The 16,920-nt window shown below is 60.2% G+C and carries 15 protein-coding genes; 2 read left to right on the top strand and 13 right to left on the bottom strand.

Annotation, left to right across the window (positions count from 1 at the left end; genetic code table 11):
- Positions 1-24 precede the first annotated feature (24 nt).
- The 13 genes from LT40_RS15615 to LT40_RS15555 form a co-directional block, all read right to left on the bottom strand.
- The gene (locus tag LT40_RS15615) at positions 25-1,458 is read right to left on the bottom strand and encodes a M16 family metallopeptidase (RefSeq protein WP_148308569.1); all 1,434 of its coding nucleotides are present in this window, start codon (positions 1,456-1,458) and stop codon (positions 25-27) included.
- Between the two features lie 130 nt (positions 1,459-1,588).
- The gene (locus LT40_RS15610; protein ID WP_043191892.1) at positions 1,589-2,332 is read right to left on the bottom strand and encodes a TerC family protein; all 744 of its coding nucleotides are present in this window, start codon (positions 2,330-2,332) and stop codon (positions 1,589-1,591) included.
- A 110-nt stretch (positions 2,333-2,442) separates the two neighbouring features.
- Positions 2,443-3,750, bottom strand: coding sequence for a CitMHS family transporter (locus tag LT40_RS15605; protein ID WP_043191890.1), 1,308 nt, complete (start codon positions 3,748-3,750; stop codon positions 2,443-2,445).
- A 323-nt stretch (positions 3,751-4,073) separates the two neighbouring features.
- A complete protein-coding gene (locus tag LT40_RS15600; protein WP_043191887.1) occupies positions 4,074-6,035 on the bottom strand; it encodes a DUF7844 domain-containing protein in 1,962 nt (653 codons plus the stop codon).
- Positions 6,032-6,352 carry a DUF2388 domain-containing protein gene (locus tag LT40_RS15595; protein WP_043191885.1) on the bottom strand — a complete coding sequence of 107 codons (321 nt, stop codon included), beginning with the start codon at positions 6,350-6,352 and terminating at the stop codon, positions 6,032-6,034. The genes LT40_RS15600 and LT40_RS15595 overlap by 4 nt, the downstream gene beginning before the upstream one ends.
- 25 nt (positions 6,353-6,377) lie before the next feature.
- Positions 6,378-6,665 carry a DUF2388 domain-containing protein gene (locus LT40_RS15590; protein WP_043191882.1) on the bottom strand — a complete coding sequence of 96 codons (288 nt, stop codon included), beginning with the start codon at positions 6,663-6,665 and terminating at the stop codon, positions 6,378-6,380.
- A gap of 128 nt (positions 6,666-6,793) precedes the next feature.
- Positions 6,794-7,111 (bottom strand): DUF2388 domain-containing protein, encoded by a 318-nt coding sequence (locus tag LT40_RS15585; protein ID WP_043191880.1) that lies wholly within the window; start codon positions 7,109-7,111, stop codon positions 6,794-6,796.
- Positions 7,112-7,369: 258 nt separating this feature from the next.
- Positions 7,370-7,582, bottom strand: a complete 213-nt coding sequence (locus LT40_RS15580; RefSeq protein ID WP_043191878.1) for a DUF1127 domain-containing protein — start codon at positions 7,580-7,582, stop codon at positions 7,370-7,372.
- Positions 7,583-7,901: 319 nt separating this feature from the next.
- The gene (locus LT40_RS15575; RefSeq protein ID WP_043191876.1) at positions 7,902-9,395 is read right to left on the bottom strand and encodes an acetyl-CoA hydrolase/transferase family protein; all 1,494 of its coding nucleotides are present in this window, start codon (positions 9,393-9,395) and stop codon (positions 7,902-7,904) included.
- 188 nt (positions 9,396-9,583) lie between these two features.
- The gene (locus tag LT40_RS15570; RefSeq protein WP_043191875.1) at positions 9,584-11,017 is read right to left on the bottom strand and encodes an NAD(P)(+) transhydrogenase (Re/Si-specific) subunit beta; all 1,434 of its coding nucleotides are present in this window, start codon (positions 11,015-11,017) and stop codon (positions 9,584-9,586) included.
- Complete coding sequence (locus LT40_RS15565) at positions 11,014-11,340, bottom strand: NAD(P) transhydrogenase subunit alpha part 2 (RefSeq protein ID WP_043191874.1); 327 nt, start codon at positions 11,338-11,340, stop codon at positions 11,014-11,016. The genes LT40_RS15570 and LT40_RS15565 overlap by 4 nt, the downstream gene beginning before the upstream one ends.
- A gap of 11 nt (positions 11,341-11,351) precedes the next feature.
- Positions 11,352-12,473, bottom strand: coding sequence for a Re/Si-specific NAD(P)(+) transhydrogenase subunit alpha (locus tag LT40_RS15560; RefSeq protein ID WP_043191873.1), 1,122 nt, complete (start codon positions 12,471-12,473; stop codon positions 11,352-11,354).
- Between the two features lie 408 nt (positions 12,474-12,881).
- Complete coding sequence (locus tag LT40_RS15555; protein ID WP_043191872.1) at positions 12,882-13,805, bottom strand: LysR family transcriptional regulator; 924 nt, start codon at positions 13,803-13,805, stop codon at positions 12,882-12,884.
- A 149-nt stretch (positions 13,806-13,954) separates the two neighbouring features.
- Here LT40_RS15555 and LT40_RS15550 point away from each other — a divergent pair, with 149 nt between their 5' ends.
- Both LT40_RS15550 and LT40_RS15545 read left to right on the top strand, forming a co-directional pair.
- Entirely contained in the window at positions 13,955-15,127 is a 1,173-nt protein-coding gene (locus tag LT40_RS15550; RefSeq protein ID WP_043191870.1) for an acyl-CoA dehydrogenase, read from the top strand.
- A gap of 12 nt (positions 15,128-15,139) precedes the next feature.
- The gene (locus LT40_RS15545; protein WP_043191868.1) at positions 15,140-16,360 is read left to right on the top strand and encodes a CaiB/BaiF CoA transferase family protein; all 1,221 of its coding nucleotides are present in this window, start codon (positions 15,140-15,142) and stop codon (positions 16,358-16,360) included.
- The last annotated feature ends 560 nt before the right edge of the window (positions 16,361-16,920 follow it).

The following is a 16,920-nucleotide window of genomic DNA, read 5'->3' as shown; positions in this document are numbered from 1 at the left end:
AACCAAGGTTCTGGTCTGAAGGGTTCAGCGTCCCCTGGCGCGTCGGCGCCATAGCATCAAGCCAACCAGCACGGCCGCCAGGCCGATCAATACCGCCCAGGCGATCTGATAGAGCTGGTCGTAGCTGAGCAGGGGTTTTTCCACCCGTATATACCCCGGTTGGCTCACCAGCTGGCGCAAAGCCGTATTGGCGTCGTCCAGGGTAACTTGCCCCAACTGCCGCGCGGGACTGGCGAAGCGGCCATCGGTGTAGTCAGCCAGTGCTCCCCAATAGTAGTCGGCCAAGGCAATGTTGCCTTGAGCCGCCCACGCCTGCCGGGTGATCGCCAGGTTCTTGAGACGCTTGAACGTCGCCGGGTCCACCCCCTCCTCGCGCAAGCGCGCGATCATCTGCCCCATGACCAGGCCGGTCTGACCGATATCGGCCAGGTCGACATCGGCGTTCAGGCTCAGCAGGCCGCTGTCGCCATACGACTCGCGTGCGACCCAAGGCCCGTACGACAATCCATGGGCAAGCCGCAGCTCGCGGTACAGCTCCCACTCCAGATAGCTCTGCAGCAGGTCCAGGGTGGCCGGGTGCGCGGTGTCCAGCACTGGCTCGAGGAAATACAGGTGCAGTGTGGCGTTGTCGCCCAGCCAACCGCGTATTGCTTCGGCCTGGGGCTCGGCTTCGTGGGTGACGGAACGCAGGTCTTGATGATCGCTGGGCTCGACCGCATCCAGCGCACCCCAGGTACGCTCCAGATAAGCCGGCAACAGTTTGTCCAGGCCCCCCACCACGATCAGGCTCATGTTGTTCGGCGCATACCAGTTCTGCCGCACCTCACGCACCTGCTCCAGGGTCAGGTCGGCGACCTCGGCCGCCTGCGGGCACTTGAGCCCCAGTTCGACAGCCAGCTGACTGCTGACGTCGTTCTGGGTGGGCTTGTCGAGCAACCGTTGCAGATGGGAGTGATGTCCGCCGTCTTCGTGCTCGATGATGCGCTTGGCACTGGCGAGGGCTTTTTCGTCGATGACGGTCTGGGTGACGGCAGCCAGCAGCAGGTCGAGCACCTTGCGCTGATTGCGCGCGGGTGCTTCGATCACGAACGTGGTGTCGGCACTGCTGGTGAACGCATTCCATTCGCCGCCCAAGGCTTGCATGCGCTCTTCGAGACCGCCTTCGCCATGCTCGTCGATACCACTGAACAGCAGATGCTCGAGCAGGTGGGGCAGTTCTTGATCGGTGCAGGAGAAGTCGTCGAACCCTACTCCAACGACTAGGCGGATCGACACATGGGCGCGCTCGTCGCCAGGCTTGAGCAACAGTTGCAGGCCATTGGGCAGCAGATAACCCTCGACCTGGAAGCGGTCCAGCGCCACGGCTTCACGGCCGGCGCACAACAGCGTCGCCGCCAGAAGCCACAGGCACAGCAGGCGGGGCTGTGTGCCGGGAGCGCTTTTCACCCGCTCGTGCATGAATCCCTTCCATCGAAATCGGCCAAGTCAATGGAACAGACTCTCTGACCCGCCAGTCGTTCATAGCACATTGCTGGCCACTACCGCGTGCCGCTGTTCGAGCCACAGCGGCAGCGCGCGGCTCGAAGGCTCAGGACTCTTCCTGAGCCTCACGACGCTTGCGGGCGATGGCGGTACGCATCTTGATGTTCACGGCTTCGACGGCCAGGGAGAAGGCCATGGCGAAATACACGTAGCCCTTGGGTACATGCACATCGAAGGCTTCTGCGATCAATACGGTACCGACCACCAGCAGGAACGACAGCGCCAGCATCTTCAGCGACGGGTGTTGGTCGATGAAGCGACTGATGGTGCCCGAGGCGACCATCATGACCAGCACCGCAACGACGATGGCCGCGACCATGACCGGTACATGGGAGACCATGCCGACGGCAGTGATGACCGAGTCCAGCGAGAACACGATGTCAATGATGGCGATCTGAATGATGGTGTAGATAAAGTTGCCACCCTTGCCCGAAACCTCGTCACCGCCCTCTTCCTCGCCTTCCATGCCGTGGTAGATCTCTTGCGAGCTTTTCCACAACAGGAACAGGCCACCGAAGAACAGAATCAGGTCACGCCCGGAGATGCCCTGGCCGAAGACCACGAACAGGTCGGCGGTCAGGCGCATGACCCAAGTGATCGAGAGCAACAGCAGAATGCGCGTGACCATCGCCAGCGCCAGGCCGAAGATTCGTGTGCGCGCCTGCATGTGCTTGGGCATGCGGCTCACCAGGATCGAGATCATGATGATGTTGTCGATGCCCAGCACGATTTCCAGTGCTGTCAGGGTCAAGAAAGCAACCCAGATTTCCGGGTTGGTGAACCATTCCATGTGAAGTCCTTCGTGTTGGAGGCCAAGGCGGCGCAAAGCCGGATGCCATGGCGCCGCTGCTCATCGATGGCAGCGGCGCGACGACATCCGGCCTGTCTCGCGAATAAGATTTATAGACTGCTGAACAGAGGAAAAATCCCCATGGCCAGTGCGGCGAACATTATGCACAGGCAAACCAGTACTGCCCACTTGAGGGTGAAGCGCTGGTGGTCACCGAACTCGATGCCAGCCAGTGCCACCAGCAGGTAAGTCGAGGGTACCAGGGGGCTGAGCAAGTGTACCGGTTGTCCGACAATCGAGGCACGGGCCATTTCCACTGGCGAAATACCGTAGTGCGAAGCGGCTTCGGCGAGGACCGGCAAGACGCCGTAGTAGAACGCGTCGTTGGACATGAAGAAGGTGAACGGCATGCTGACCAGCGCTGTGATCACGGCCAGGTACGGCCCCATGGCATCGGGAATCACCGCCAGCAGGCTCTTGGACATGGCGTCGACCATGCCGGTGCCGGTCAGGATGCCGGTGAAGATACCGGCGGCGAAGATCAGCCCGACCACTGCCAGAACGCTGCCGGAGTGAGCGGCAACACGTGCCTTCTGCGCTTCCAGGCACGGGTAGTTGACGATCATGGCGATACTGAACGCGATCATGAACAGCACCGGCAGCGGCAGCAGGCCCATGATCAAGGTCACCATCAACAGCAGGGTCAAAGCGCCGTTGAACCAGATCAATTTGGGCCGGCGCGCGTCCGGGTACTGCGAGACGCTGATCTCGCTGTGGTCTATTTCATCGCCTTGCAAATGCAGCTCGCCCAGGCGAACGCGCTCGCGCTTGCCGTACATGTAGGCAATCACCAGGATGGCGATGACGCCGAAGGCCATGGCCGGGATCATCGGTACGAAGATGTCCGAAGGGTCGACATGCAAGGCGCTGGCGGCACGTGCGGTGGGACCACCCCACGGCGTCATGTTCATGACCCCGCCTGCCAGAATGATCAAGCCGGCCATGATCCTCGGGCTCATGCCGATGCGCTGGTACAGCGGCAGCATGGCGGCCACGCAGATCATGTAGGTGGTCGCGCCGTCACCGTCCAGCGAGACGATCAGCGCAAGCACGGCGGTACCGACCGAGACTTTCAGCGGGTCGCCCTTGACCAGCTTGAGGATCTTGCGCACCGCCGGGTCGAACAAACCCGAATCGATCATCAGGGCGAAATACAGGATGGCGAACATCAGCATCACGCCGGTCGGCGCCAGCTTGGTGATGCCCGCAAGCATCATGGGGCCGATTTCCGGTGCGAAACCACCGAACAAGGCGAACAGGATAGGCACGATGATCAAGGCGATCAGCGCGGAAAGGCGCTTGGTCATGATCAGGAACATGAACGTGATGACCATGGCAAAGCCAAGGAATGTCAGCATGGGAATACTCCGGGCACGGCGTGGCTAGGGACGAAGAACGAAAGGTTCAGCGAGGAATGGCACAAGCCGGGAGTAGGTAGAGGGAGGCACTGCGGGTAGGGATAATCAAGGACATCGGTTTCACCATTGTTGTTGTTCAAGAGGCCGAAAGCGCACTGGAGTGCTGCCTTCTGGCCGGCCGGTCTTACGCCGGGGGTGAGTCGATGCTAAGTCGGCAAGCTTTCAACAACCTTTCGCCATTCAAAACGATACAATTGACCTTGTGGGAGCGGGCTCTGCCCGCGAAGAGGCCAGGCAGATCACCCAAGATCCAACTGCGCCACCTAGGGCAACACCAACCCCCCCGCCGCCTTGTGCAACTCTCGCAGATGCTCCCCCACCTGCTTTAGGTTGGCTTCGCTGGCCGCAATTTCCCTGGCCCGCTCAGGTGTCAGCAGCGCCCTCACCTCCTTGTCCAGGTCGGTGCTCAACCGCTGCAACTGTTGCTGACGCTGACTGCTTTCCGATTCCAACCGCTGCCACTCCGCCGTCTGCGGCAACCCGTAGCCACCATTGTCGAGCAACTCCGCCGGTCGGCTGAGAAATCCACTGTTGGCCAATATTTCCTGCAACATCTGGTTGGCATTGGCCACGCTGCCGTCACCCAGCTCGCGGGCACCCAGGTAGCGTTGCTTCACCTCTTCCTGGGCCAACAGTAACTGGCGTCGGTAACTGGCTTGCTCCAGCAGCAGCAGCGCGGCGCTGGTGCGCAGATCGGCTTGGGCAAACCAAGGCTGACGCTGCTGCGCGCTTTGTTCCAACCACGCTTCGACGGTTTGTTGCGGAATCGGCAGATGCTTGCGCAGCACATCGAACATCGCCTGATAACGATCGCGATACGAATCGAATCGATAACCTAGGCGCAGCGCTTCACGCGGATCATCCAGTACGCTGCCATCGGCCAGCCCGCGCCCTTCCAGCACTTCGAGCAAGCCGTTGGGCAAGATGCTGTCGATGCCCTGCAAACGCGGGTCATGGGTCCCGCTGCGCAACAGCTTGAGGTTTTCCACTGCGCAATTGTTGGACAGGAAGTAGTAGCTGCCGTCGTAGCTCCAATGCATCTCGGCGGCATGGCGCACCAGCGACTCGATCTCGGGGCGGTCCAGCTTCAGTGGTACCGAAGCCAGGCTACGTAGTTCGGTCTTGGTGTATTCGTCGATCACCTGGGACAACGGCAGCACGAACAGCCGCGATGGGTATTGCCCCATCAAACCACCCCAGGTAGACAACTGCACGTCGTTGACGAACGCGCGGTACGACAGCACCAAGTGCTGTTCCAGATCCAGCCGGCAGTCAGGCCCGCGCGGCCGCCCCGGTGCGCAGATGACCAAGCGCAGCATGCTGTGCCCCCAGCGGCTGGCCAGGTTCTGATTGGCCTCGGCCAGCAGGTAGTCCACCGCATAGACCCGTTCGGGATCGATCTTGCCCAGCGGCGTCTTGGCAAAGTCGCTGCCCGCATTCAGATACGGCAGGCCTTGAGCACAGCTTTGCTGGCGTGCGGGCGCCCAGTCGAACCGCGCCTTGAAATATTCGAACAGTGCCGGACGACGGCAGGCATAGGTCGGGTCGAGGAGAAAATACTCCATGTTGACCGCGACGAATTCCTTGGGGCTGCTCACCTCATAGATATCAGGGCTGCGCACGATCTGACGGTTCTGCTCTTCGCGCTCGCCACGCCGCCCGACATATTGCTGCCAGCCGGCCAGGTCCAACAGACGCGGATCGTCGCTCAAGGTGAAGCGACGGGTCACCTGGCCACGACACTCGTCGGGCAAGCCGACCTGGCCCAGGCTGGCGCTCTGCCGGCTGCAGCGATTGGCCAGCGTTCGCTCGGCAGGTGTCCACAACCGCGCCCGATCATAGATATGGGTCAGCTCGTGAAGCACGGTGGCCAGCAGTTCCTCGCGTACCGTTCCATGGGGTCGGTTGGTCCGCCTTTGCGCGGAAGAGCCGTCGGCCAACCCCTGCAACTGATTCAGGTTCAGCTCCAGGCTCGATACCAGCGAAGCCTGGCCATAGGCATTGTCGGGCATGCGCGAGGACCAGCTGACGTCGATCCGCCGGTCCAGTTGCTCGACGAAGCGCGGCGGCAAGGCAGCCATCGCGTCGTTCAACAGCACTTGGCTTGCCTCGGCCTGCCGAGCATTCAGCCCACTGCGGTCAAGGACCAGCTGTAAACCGGCAGAGGCCTGCATCGTCGTCAGCAGAAAGCCTGCCGCCAGCAGCCAGCTGGCCAATCGTTTCACAGCGCGAGAATGGCTTCGGCAAGGTCCTGGTCACTGGCGCTGCGAGCTTGTGGAACACGCTCGCGCAACGTATTGAAGGCTGCCTCCAGTTGTGCGCCACGGATGTCGCCCTGGCTTGCTACATAGCTGGCCGCATCGTCCCGCGCTTCCCGGACTACCTTGGCGTCACGGATGGAGGTCGTGGTGTCTGAGGTGAAATCGATCGAACGGCCGAACGCGCGAACGATGATATTACTGGTGGCCACGACGGTTTGGGCCTGGGCCAAATCGGCCAGCAGAAACAGGCCGAGGGTAGCGGCAATCAGCGGGGTACGCATGGAGCTTCTCCGTAATACAAGGTATCTATTGGACGAGTATCGCCTGCGCCAGTTCAAGGTCACTGGCAGCAATTTGTGGGTGCTTCTGGCGAATGCTCGCCAGAGCTGCCTGCAGTCGTGCCCCACGGCATCGCCCGCTGCTGGCGACGAAGCAGGCAGCATCGTCACGGGCAGACAGGATCAACTTGCGATCGAAGGGGGCCGTCGTGACCTTGCTGGTTACATACAGGGTGATCACCGAGGACTGCAGACTCACGTCGAAGGCCGCAGCCGACGACGCCCAGATGACGAGAATCAGTGGCAAATAACGCATCAGGCTTCAGATGTCGAGCGATTGGGCCGGCAAGGCTAGCCCAACGTGGGTCCGAGAACCACCCGCGATGCGCAGGCTGCAGCAGCCTGTCGCATTCTTCATCTGCGGGAGGTACCCGTTGCAGAGCATCAGATGGCCAGAATGGCCTGGGCCAGTTGCGCGTCGCTGGCCTGCATCTGCGGGGCGACCTTGCGGATATGGGCAAAAGCGCTTTCCAGCTTGGCACCGCGGATATCGCCCTGGCTGGCGACGAAGCTTGCCGCGTCGTCCCGCGCTTCACGCACGATCTTGTTGTCGCGCAACGAGGAAGACAGGTCAGAGGTTGCATTGGTCGATGCATTGACTCCACGTACCAGCGCATCGGTGGTAACGACGAAGCTTGAGGCCTGGGCGCCGCTGGCCAGAGCCAGCAGTACGGCGGCACCCAACAGATGGTTACGGGACATGATGAATCTCCAGATCAGGGCGAAGTGAGCTTATTAGAGCGCCTAGAAGCCTCGGGCGCCAGCACTCCGACCACCGAGTGTGCGTAATGACTCAACTGTTATGGTCATTATTCATAAGTATATAACTGTATCTAAGTACCTTTGCATGGACGAAAAAAAACCCGTCAGCGTTGACCGCGACGGGTTTCTTGAAATCAGTTGCTGGTTCGACCTTCAGGCTTCGTTGCCTTCAGGCGCTGTCACCAGCAGGGCGTTGCATCAACGCCAGAACGGCTTGCTCAACTCTTCGCAACGCTGGGCTTCGCTGATACCGGCATCGGCCAGCAGACGAGCATCCAGACGGGCCAGTTGATGACGGCTGGCAATGCGGCGCTGCCAAAGCATCAGGTTGGCGAAAAAGCGCAGAGGAGCCGAAGTTTGGGTGGTTTGAGTGTTGGCCTGGAACAGGTCGGAACTGAGGGTACGTTCCATGATGTACATCCTTCCGCTTGTGGCGGGGCTGAGTAGTGGTTTATCTGGTACCCATTTTCCATGCTTGGTGTCCAGAACAGTAGGCACAGTTCACCTGTATTGTGTGCGGTCAGTTGACTGTCAAACCCAACTGTCTCGCTCCCGAATGAGGCAACTGTACGGGTCTGCCCCCAAGTAGTGCATTTTTGGTTGAAGGACACCCACTCCAAGCGCTTTGACGGTCAAAGCAACCGGTACAGTAGTACAGTTTATAATTTTGGCTACCTCATGCAGAACCCGTTCGCACAAACTGTGTTGCAACACCGCGAAACTGTACGCTTCAGCACGCCAGCATGCGCCCGGTCTCCTCCAGATTGATGTGCCATTGCAGTGCTTCTTGCAGAACATGGGGGGTGTGCCCGCCACGCAGGCACGCCTGATCGAAATAGCATTGGAGTGCTTCGCGATACTGTGGGTGAACACAGTTATCGATGACCGCCTGCGCCCGCTCCCGTGGTGCCAGGCCGCGCAGATCCGCCAGGCCCTGCTCGGTCACCAGGATATCGACGTCGTGTTCGGTATGGTCGACGTGGCTGACCATGGGTACGACGCTTGAAATCGCCCCGCCCTTGGCAATCGATTTGGTAACGAAGATGGCCAAGTGGGCATTGCGCGCGAAATCGCCAGACCCGCCGATGCCATTCATCATCCGGGTGCCGCCGACATGGGTAGAGTTCACATTGCCGTACAGGTCGAACTCCAGCGCAGTGTTGATACCGATGATGCCGAGGCGCCGGATTACTTCCGGATGGTTTGAAATCTCTTGCGGACGCAGCACCAGACGTGACTTGTAGCGTTCGAAGTGGCTGAAGACTTGCGCATGCTTGCGTGCCGACAAGGTCATGGAACTGCCCGAAGCGAACGCCAGCTTGCCGGCATCGAACAAGTCGAAGGTGGAATCCTGCAGCACTTCAGAGTACATCGTCAGGTTATCGAACGGTGAATCCAGCAGGCCGTGCATCACCGCATTGGCAATGGTGCCGATGCCCGCCTGCAACGGCATGAGGCTGTTGGTCAAACGCCCTGCATCGACCTCGCTCTTGAAAAAGTCCACCAGATGGCCCGCGATCGCCTGGGTATCGTCGTCCGGTGGCAGCACAGTCGACGGTGAGTCGGCCTGCTGGCTGATGACGATGGCGCTGATCTTCGCCGGGTCGATCTGTACCGCGCAGCGACCGATGCGGGTATCGGCGCTCAACACCGGGATCGGCAGGCGTGTGGGCCGATAGCTGGGAATATAGATGTCGTGCAGGCCTTCCAGCTCCAATGGCTGCGCCAGGTTGATCTCGACGATCACCTGTTCGGCCAGGATCGCGAAACTTGCCGAGTTGCCCACCGATGTACTGAGCACCAGATGCCCTTCCTCGGTAATGGCGACGCATTCGATGACGGCCAGGTCGACGGCCTTGATCTGGCGGTTGCGCAGCTGTTCCACGGTATCGGACAGATGCTGGTCGATGAACATCACCGAGCCGGCATTGATGGCCTTGCGCAAGGTGCTGTCGACCTGGAATGGCATGCGCCGAGCCAGCACGCCGGCTTCGGTCAACTGCTTGTCCAGGTCATTGCCCAGGCTTGCGCCAGTCATCAGGCTGATCTTGAGCGGTGTGCGCAGCGCGCGTTCCGCCAGCGCCTGGGGAACGGCCTTGGCCTCCCCGGCGCGGGTGAAGCCACTCATGCCCACGGTCATGCCATCTTCGATCAGTTCAGCCGCTTGGGCGGCGCTCATTATCTTGTCCTGCAAAGAAGCCAGGCGAATACGGTCAGCGTACATGTTCATTATCCCGAGAAGCGAAACGCGTGCTGCGCAGTCTAGTGAATGCGGGCAGTCGCGTCCTGCGACCAAAGTCGCATCAACCGCTCTATTCCGGGCCTTTTCTCGCAAAACACTTTTACAGTAGATGCAAAAAACCCCGCCATGAGCGGGGTTTGCAGTTTACAGCGCAGCGCTTGGCGCGGCTTTTACTCCACAGCTTTGACCATGTCTTCGATGACTTTCTTGGCATCGCCAAAGACCATCATGGTCTTGTCCAGGTAGAACAGCTCGTTGTCCAGGCCGGCGTAGCCACTGGCCATCGAGCGCTTGTTGACGATGATGGTCTTGGCCTTGAAAGCCTCCAGGATAGGCATACCGGCAATAGGCGATTTCGGATCGTTCTTGGCCGCCGGGTTGACCACATCGTTGGCACCCAGCACCAACACCACGTCGGCCTGGCCGAACTCGGAGTTGATGTCGTCCATTTCGAAAACCTGGTCATAAGGCACTTCGGCCTCGGCCAACAGCACGTTCATGTGCCCCGGCATACGTCCGGCCACCGGATGGATCGCATATTTGACGGTCACGCCGGCGTGGGTCAGTTTCTCCGTCAGCTCCTTGAGCGCATGCTGCGCGCGGGCCACGGCCAGGCCATAGCCGGGCACGATGATCACGGTATCGGCGTTGGTCAGCAGGAACGTGGCATCGTCCGCCGAACCTGATTTCACTGGCCGTGCTTCCTTGGCACCCGCCGGGCCTGCGTCCGCAACGGCGCCGAAGCCACCGCCGATGACATTGAAGAACGAACGGTTCATCGCCTTGCACATGATGTAGGACAGAATCGCACCGCTGGAACCCACCAGCGAGCCAGCGATGATCAGCATCGAGTTGTTCAGCGAAAAACCGATGCCCGCCGCTGCCCAGCCCGAATAGCTGTTGAGCATCGACACCACCACCGGCATGTCGGCCCCGCCAATTGGGATGATCAACAGCACGCCCAGCACGAACGCCAGGGCCAGCATCAGGCCAAAGGCGGCGTAGCTGCCCGTGAACATGAAGATCAGACCGCACAGCAAGGTGCCCAGACCGATCAGCAGGTTGAGCTTGTGCTGCCCGGCGAACTGCACGGGTGCGCCTTGGAACAGGCGGAACTTGTATTTGCCGGACAGCTTGCCGAAGGCGATCACCGAGCCGGAAAAAGTGATGGCGCCGATGGCCGCGCCCAGGAACAGCTCCAGGCGGTTGCCGGTCGGGATCGGGTCACCCAGTTGCGCGACGATGCCCAGCGATTGCGGCTCGACCACTGCGGCAATGGCGATGAACACCGCCGCTAGGCCGATCATGCTGTGCATGAAGGCCACCAGCTCCGGCATCTTGGTCATCTCGACACGCTTGGCCATGATCGAACCGGCAGTACCACCGACCAGCAGGCCGACCAGCACATAGCCGATACCGGCGGTTGCCAGCTCTGCGCCCAGCTTGTAGATCAGGCCGACGGTGGTGAGCACCGCAAGCGTCATGCCCAGCATGCCGAATAGATTGCCGCGTCGCGACGTGGTCGGGTGCGAAAGGCCCTTCAATGCCTGTATGAAGCACACCGATGCCACCAGATAAAGAAGCGTTACCAAATTCATGCTCATTGTTTGGACGCCTCATCCTTCACTTTCGGGGCTTTCTTCTTGAACATCTCCAGCATCCGCCGGGTCACCAGGAACCCGCCGAATACGTTCACCGCCGCCAGTGCAACAGCCAGGGTGCCCATGGTCTTGCCCAGAGGCGTCACGGTCAGCGCCGCGGCGAGCATGGCACCGACGATGACAATGGCCGAAATGGCATTGGTCACGGCCATCAGTGGGGTATGCAGCGCAGGTGTCACGTTCCAGACCACGTGATAGCCGACATAGATGGCCAGCACGAAAATGATCAGGTTGTAGATACCGTGGGAGATCAGCATGTCTTCCATTTCTATAGTCCTCAGCCGTTCTTGCGCACGATCTGGCCATCGCGGCACATCAGGCACGCGGCGACGATGTCGTCGTCCAGGTTGATGGTGAACTGCCCTTCCTTGTCGAACAGCAGCTTCATGAAATCGAGCAGGTTGCGGGCATACAGCGCAGAGGCGTCGGCGCCCACCTGCGCCGGCAGATTGGTCGGACCCACAATGGTCACGCCGTTGTGCACCACTACCTGATCGGCCACGGTCAACGGACAGTTACCGCCCTGCAGGGCTGCGAGGTCGATCACCACCGAGCCAGGCTTCATCTGTGCCACCGTTTCGGCACTGAGCAATGTAGGTGCCTTGCGCCCCGGAATCAGCGCGGTGGTGATGACGATGTCAGCCTGCTTGGCACGTTCGTGAACCGCCTGCGCCTGACGCTGCATCCAGCTAGCAGGCATGGGCCGGGCATAACCGCCAGTGCCTACGGCGCATTCGCGCTCCTCGTCGGTTTCGTACGGCACATCAAGAAACTTCGCACCCAGCGATTCGATCTGCTCCTTGACCGCCGGACGCACGTCCGAGGCTTCGATCACTGCGCCCAGGCGCTTGGCCGTGGCAATGGCCTGCAGGCCCGCCACGCCAGCACCCAGAATCAGCACGCGGGCTGCCTTCACGGTGCCAGCTGCGGTCATCAGCATCGGCATGAAGCGCGGATAGTGATGGGCTGCCAGCAACACCGACTTGTAGCCGGCGATGTTGGCTTGCGACGACAGCACGTCCAGGCTCTGCGCACGCGAGGTGCGAGGCGCCGCCTCAAGGGCGAAGGCACTGATCCCGCGCTCGGCCATCTTGGCGATCAATTCGTTGTTGAACGGATTGAGCATGCCCAGCAGCACCGTACCGGCGCTCATCTGCGACAGCTCCTCGTCACTGGGGGCGTTGACCTTGAGCACCAGCTGAGTGGCAAACACCTGAGCCGCGCTGCCAATAGTCGCGCCGACCGCCTGATAAGCGCTGTCGGTCACACTCGCGCGTACGCCCGCACCACTTTCCACCGTGACCGCATGGCCTTGAGCGACCAGCTTCTTGATGGTTTCCGGGGTAGCGGCTACACGTGTCTCGCCCTGCTGCATTTCGAGAGGAACACCAATGTGCACGTTATATCTCCTGCTGGATCTTCTTCCTGGTCGTACCCGAGCACTGGCTATGGCTCATCTTGCGATGGCCCATCAGCACGATACCGCCTGAAACCGGCGGGCCGCAGCATTTTGCAGGCCCCGACGAGTGGCATCAACAGGTTGTGGAGCGATACACGCAAAGCACTACAAGTCACGCTGTGACCGAATGTCACAGCGCCAGGGCTCCTGGCCTTCTAGGACGGGCGTTTGAGCGGTCACGGGCTGCAGTGAAATATTTTGCGAAATATTTGTGAGCCATAGCCCCAGAAGCGTCAAAAACACGCCATAGTCAGGCAATACGGTGCTTGGCGCTGAAAATAACCGGAGTGCCGCCTGCTGTCATAAACGCGCCAAAAACGTATATATGTAGGGTTTTAAACAACATCACTACGTGACTTTGGCCAGGGCGAGGCCTGTGAGGTCGTGGTACTCATGCGCCTGTTGCATCAGCCAGTCCTGAAAAATCCGCAATGCGCCAAGCTCGCGATGCCGTTCTGGAACGGCAAGGTAGTAGGCCTTGGAGCTGATCAGCTCATGCGCGTTGGCAACGACCAGGCTGCCCTCGCGCAACTCGCGCTGGATCAGAAATGGCGGAATCAGCGCGAGCCCCATTTCATGCACTGCGGCTTGGGCCAGCATGGAGAACAGTTCATAGCGAGGACCGCCAAGATCGCGAGGTACATTCATATCCAGACTGGCGAACCACTGCCGCCATGCATAGGGCCGTGTGCTCTGCTGCAGCAGCGCCAACTCGGCAATACGCGCAGGCGTCAGCACACGCTCCCCCTCCAGAAGCACGGGACTGCACACCGGCACGGGATGCTCCCCCATCAGCCTGCTGGTCTGTGTGCCTGGCCAGTCGCCGTCACCGAAGTAAATCGCCGCATCGAAATCGGTGTCGGCAAACAGGAAGGGTCGTGTGCGGTTGGTCAAATTGACAGTGATCTGCGGGTTATGCCGTTGGAAGTCCTTGAGCCGTGGCAGCAACCATTGGGTGCCGAAAGTCGGCACCACGGCCAGCTCCAATGTGCTGGCACCCTGTTGCCCCATCACCGCCAACGTCTCGCGCTCGACCGCATCGAGTTGCGCGGCTACTCGACGACTATAGGAGAGCCCTGCCTCGGTCAGTTTCACGCCACGTTTGGAACGTCGGAACAGACGCACATCGAGAAACGCCTCGAGGTTGGCGATCTGTCGACACACCGCGCCTTGTGTCAGGAACAGCTCCGTAGAAGCCTTGGTGAAGCTCTCGTGACGTGCTGCCGCCTCGAAGCAGATCAATGCGGCTGTGCTGGGTATTCGTCTACGCATGTGGCTGTTCCTCACTCAAGTCCCAGTGTCGCGTTAAACCGAGCGCTTACGAAGTGAGAAATTATCACAAGCCCATGCGTAATCCTGCTTTGTCTGCCGAGCCGCGGCGGCCTAGTCTGCGGTCATATCGATTTCACGAGGACGGACACATGGCAAGCTTCAACTGGATCGACCCGCTGCTTCTGGACCAACAACTCACGCAGGAAGAGCGCATGGTGCGCGACAGCGCGCAGCAATACGCTCAGGGCAAGCTCATGCCTCGCGTCCTGGAAGCCTTTCGTCATGAAACCACCGACCCTGCCATCTTTCGCGAAATGGGCGAGATGGGTCTGCTGGGTGCGACGATTCCAGAAGAGTTCGGCGGCAGCGGCCTCAACTACGTGTGCTACGGCCTGATTGCTCGCGAGGTCGAGCGGGTGGATTCCGGCTACCGCTCGATGATGAGCGTGCAGTCTTCGCTGGTCATGGTTCCTATCAACGAATTCGGTACCCAGGCGCAAAAGCAGAAATACCTGCCCAAACTGGCCAGCGGCGAGTGGATCGGCTGCTTCGGCCTGACCGAGCCCGACCATGGCTCCGACCCGGGCGCCATGGTTACACGGGCGCGCAAGGTCGACGGCGGCTACCGCATGAGCGGCAGCAAGATGTGGATCACCAACAGCCCGATTGCCGACGTGTTCGTGGTGTGGGCCAAGGACGACGCCGGTGACATCCGCGGCTTCATTCTGGAAAAAGGCTGGGCCGGCCTCAGCGCGCCCGCGATCCACGGCAAGGTCGGCCTGCGCGCTTCCATCACCGGTGAAATCGTCATGGACAACGTGTTCGTCCCGGAGGAAAACATGTTTCCCGACGTGCGTGGTCTGAAGGGGCCGTTCACCTGTCTGAACTCGGCGCGTTACGGCATCTCGTGGGGTGCGCTGGGTGCAGCGGAGTTCTGCTGGCACACCGCTAGGCAGTACACCCTGGATCGCCAACAATTCGGCCGCCCTCTTGCCGCCAATCAGCTCATTCAGAAAAAGCTGGCCGACATGCAGACCGAAATCACCCTCGCCCTGCAAGGCTGCCTGCGCCTGGGCCGTATGAAGGATGAAGGCACAGCGGCGGTGGAGATCACCTCGATCATGAAGCGCAATTCGTGCGGCAAATCCCTGGATATCGCACGCATGGCCAGAGACATGCTCGGCGGCAACGGCATCTCCGATGAATTCGGCATCGCTCGCCACCTGGTCAACCTCGAGGTGGTCAATACCTACGAGGGCACTCACGACGTGCACGCCTTGATCCTGGGTCGTGCGCAAACCGGCTTGCAAGCCTTCTATTGATAGGAGGTGGTCATGGGTGCACTTTCTCATCTTCGAGTACTCGATCTGTCGCGAGTACTCGCCGGGCCATGGGCGGGCCAGATTCTCGCCGACCTCGGCGCCGAGGTCATCAAGGTCGAGCGTCCAGGCCGGGGTGACGACACCCGGGCCTGGGGTCCCCCGTTTCTCGCCGACCAGGTAGGCAACAGCACCGGTGAGGCCGCCTATTACCTGGCGGCCAATCGCAACAAGCGCTCGGTCACCATCGACTTCACCCGGCCCGAGGGGCAACAGCTGATTCGCGAGCTGGCCGCAGGCAGCGACATTCTCATCGAGAACTTCAAGGTCGGCGGTCTGGCCGCCTATGGTCTGGACTATGCATCACTCAGTGCCGTGAATCCGCAACTGATCTACTGCTCGATCACCGGGTTCGGCCAGACCGGCCCCTATGCGACCCGCCCGGGGTACGACTTCATGGTGCAAGGCATGGGCGGCCTGATGAGCCTCACGGGCAAGGCCGATGGCGAGCAGGGTGCCGGGCCCGCCAAGGTCGGTGTCGCCCTGACCGACATTCTTACTGGTCTGTATTCCACTGTTGCCGTGTTGGCCGCCTTGGCGCATCGCGATGAAGGCGGCGGTGGGCAACAAATCGACATGGCGCTGCTGGACGTCCAAGTGGCCTGCCTGGCCAATCAGGCCATGAATTACCTCACTACAGGTGTAGCGCCTGGACGCTTGGGCAATGCCCATCCAAACATCGTGCCCTATCAGGACTTTCCTACAGCCGACGGCGACTTCATCCTGACGGTGGGCAACGATAGCCAGTTCGCCAAGTTCGCCCAAGTGGCCGGCCATGCCGAGTGGGCCACCGACCCCCGCTTCGTCTCCAATCGGCAGCGGGTCGCCAACCGCGCGCAACTGATTCCTTTGATCCGGCAGGCAACGGTGTTCAAGACCACCCAGCAGTGGGTGACCGAGCTCGAAGGGGTCGGTGTGCCCTGTGGTCCGATAAACGACTTGTCTCAGGTATTCGCCGATCCCCAGGTGCTCGCCAGGGGGCTTGCCTTGCACATGGAGCATCCTTTGGCCGGAACCGTTCCCATGGTTGCCAGCCCACTACGGCTGAGTGCCAGCCCTGTGGAGTACCGACATGCACCCCCTCTGCTAGGCGAGCATACCCAGGAAGTGCTGGAGCAACTGCTGAATATGGACGCGCGCACCTATAACCAACTCCACGCCGCAGGCGTGGTGTAGCCGTTCTTCTATATAGAAGAACGGCGGAGACAAGTTTGTGACGGTTTTTTGAATTGGGGGTTGACGGCAGATTTCCAGTGTCTATAATTCGCCCCACTTCCGGCGCAGCCGAAACGATAAACGCTTTGTTAATCAATGAGTTAGTCGTTCAGGCAGTGAAGAAGTGCTTCGGTCTTGTAGGTCGGAAGCGGTGAGAAAAGGTGGTTGACAGCGGTTTGAAACGCTGTAGAATTCGCCTCCCGCTGACGAGTGATCGAAGCGAGTCAAGTGTTTGAAGTTGTTCAGGTTTCTGGAAAAACACTTCGAAATAAACGCTTGACAGGATGTGAGGCTGGCGTAGAATGCGCGCCTCGGTTGAGACGAAAGAATCAACCCACCGCTCTTTAACAATTGAATCAAGCAATTCGTGTGGGTGCTTGTGAGTTAAGACTGTTAGTCAACAAGATTATCAGCATCACAAAGACTCCGCGAGAAATCAAAGAGTTACCTCGATCCTTCGGGTTCGAGTTTGCGATTGCTGAGCCAAGTTTATAGGGTTTTCTCAAAACCCGATTGCAGTA

The sequence above is a fragment of the Pseudomonas rhizosphaerae genome (assembly GCF_000761155.1).
GTDB lineage: Bacteria > Pseudomonadota > Gammaproteobacteria > Pseudomonadales > Pseudomonadaceae > Aquipseudomonas > Aquipseudomonas rhizosphaerae.
This window is presented reverse-complemented; position numbering and strand designations above follow the sequence as displayed.

Excerpts from the sequence above, each read along its gene's own strand:
- LT40_RS15610 (WP_043191892.1), bottom strand. The coding sequence starts at position 2,332 with ATGGAATGGTTCACCAACCCGGAAATCTGGGTTGCTTTCTTGACCCTG.
- LT40_RS15575 (WP_043191876.1), bottom strand. The coding sequence starts at position 9,395 with ATGTACGCTGACCGTATTCGCCTGGCTTCTTTGCAGGACAAGATAATG.
- LT40_RS15580 (WP_043191878.1), bottom strand. The coding sequence starts at position 7,582 with ATGGAACGTACCCTCAGTTCCGACCTGTTCCAGGCCAACACTCAAACC.
- LT40_RS15570 (WP_043191875.1), bottom strand. The coding sequence starts at position 11,017 with ATGAGCATGAATTTGGTAACGCTTCTTTATCTGGTGGCATCGGTGTGC.
- LT40_RS15595 (WP_043191885.1), bottom strand. The coding sequence starts at position 6,352 with ATGCGTACCCCGCTGATTGCCGCTACCCTCGGCCTGTTTCTGCTGGCC.
- LT40_RS15555 (WP_043191872.1), bottom strand. The coding sequence starts at position 13,805 with ATGCGTAGACGAATACCCAGCACAGCCGCATTGATCTGCTTCGAGGCG.
- LT40_RS15590 (WP_043191882.1), bottom strand. The coding sequence starts at position 6,665 with ATGCGTTATTTGCCACTGATTCTCGTCATCTGGGCGTCGTCGGCTGCG.
- LT40_RS15615 (WP_148308569.1), bottom strand. The coding sequence starts at position 1,458 with ATGCACGAGCGGGTGAAAAGCGCTCCCGGCACACAGCCCCGCCTGCTG.
- LT40_RS15545 (WP_043191868.1), top strand. The coding sequence starts at position 15,140 with ATGGGTGCACTTTCTCATCTTCGAGTACTCGATCTGTCGCGAGTACTC.
- LT40_RS15605 (WP_043191890.1), bottom strand. The coding sequence starts at position 3,750 with ATGCTGACATTCCTTGGCTTTGCCATGGTCATCACGTTCATGTTCCTG.
- LT40_RS15550 (WP_043191870.1), top strand. The coding sequence starts at position 13,955 with ATGGCAAGCTTCAACTGGATCGACCCGCTGCTTCTGGACCAACAACTC.
- LT40_RS15585 (WP_043191880.1), bottom strand. The coding sequence starts at position 7,111 with ATGTCCCGTAACCATCTGTTGGGTGCCGCCGTACTGCTGGCTCTGGCC.
- LT40_RS15565 (WP_043191874.1), bottom strand. The coding sequence starts at position 11,340 with ATGGAAGACATGCTGATCTCCCACGGTATCTACAACCTGATCATTTTC.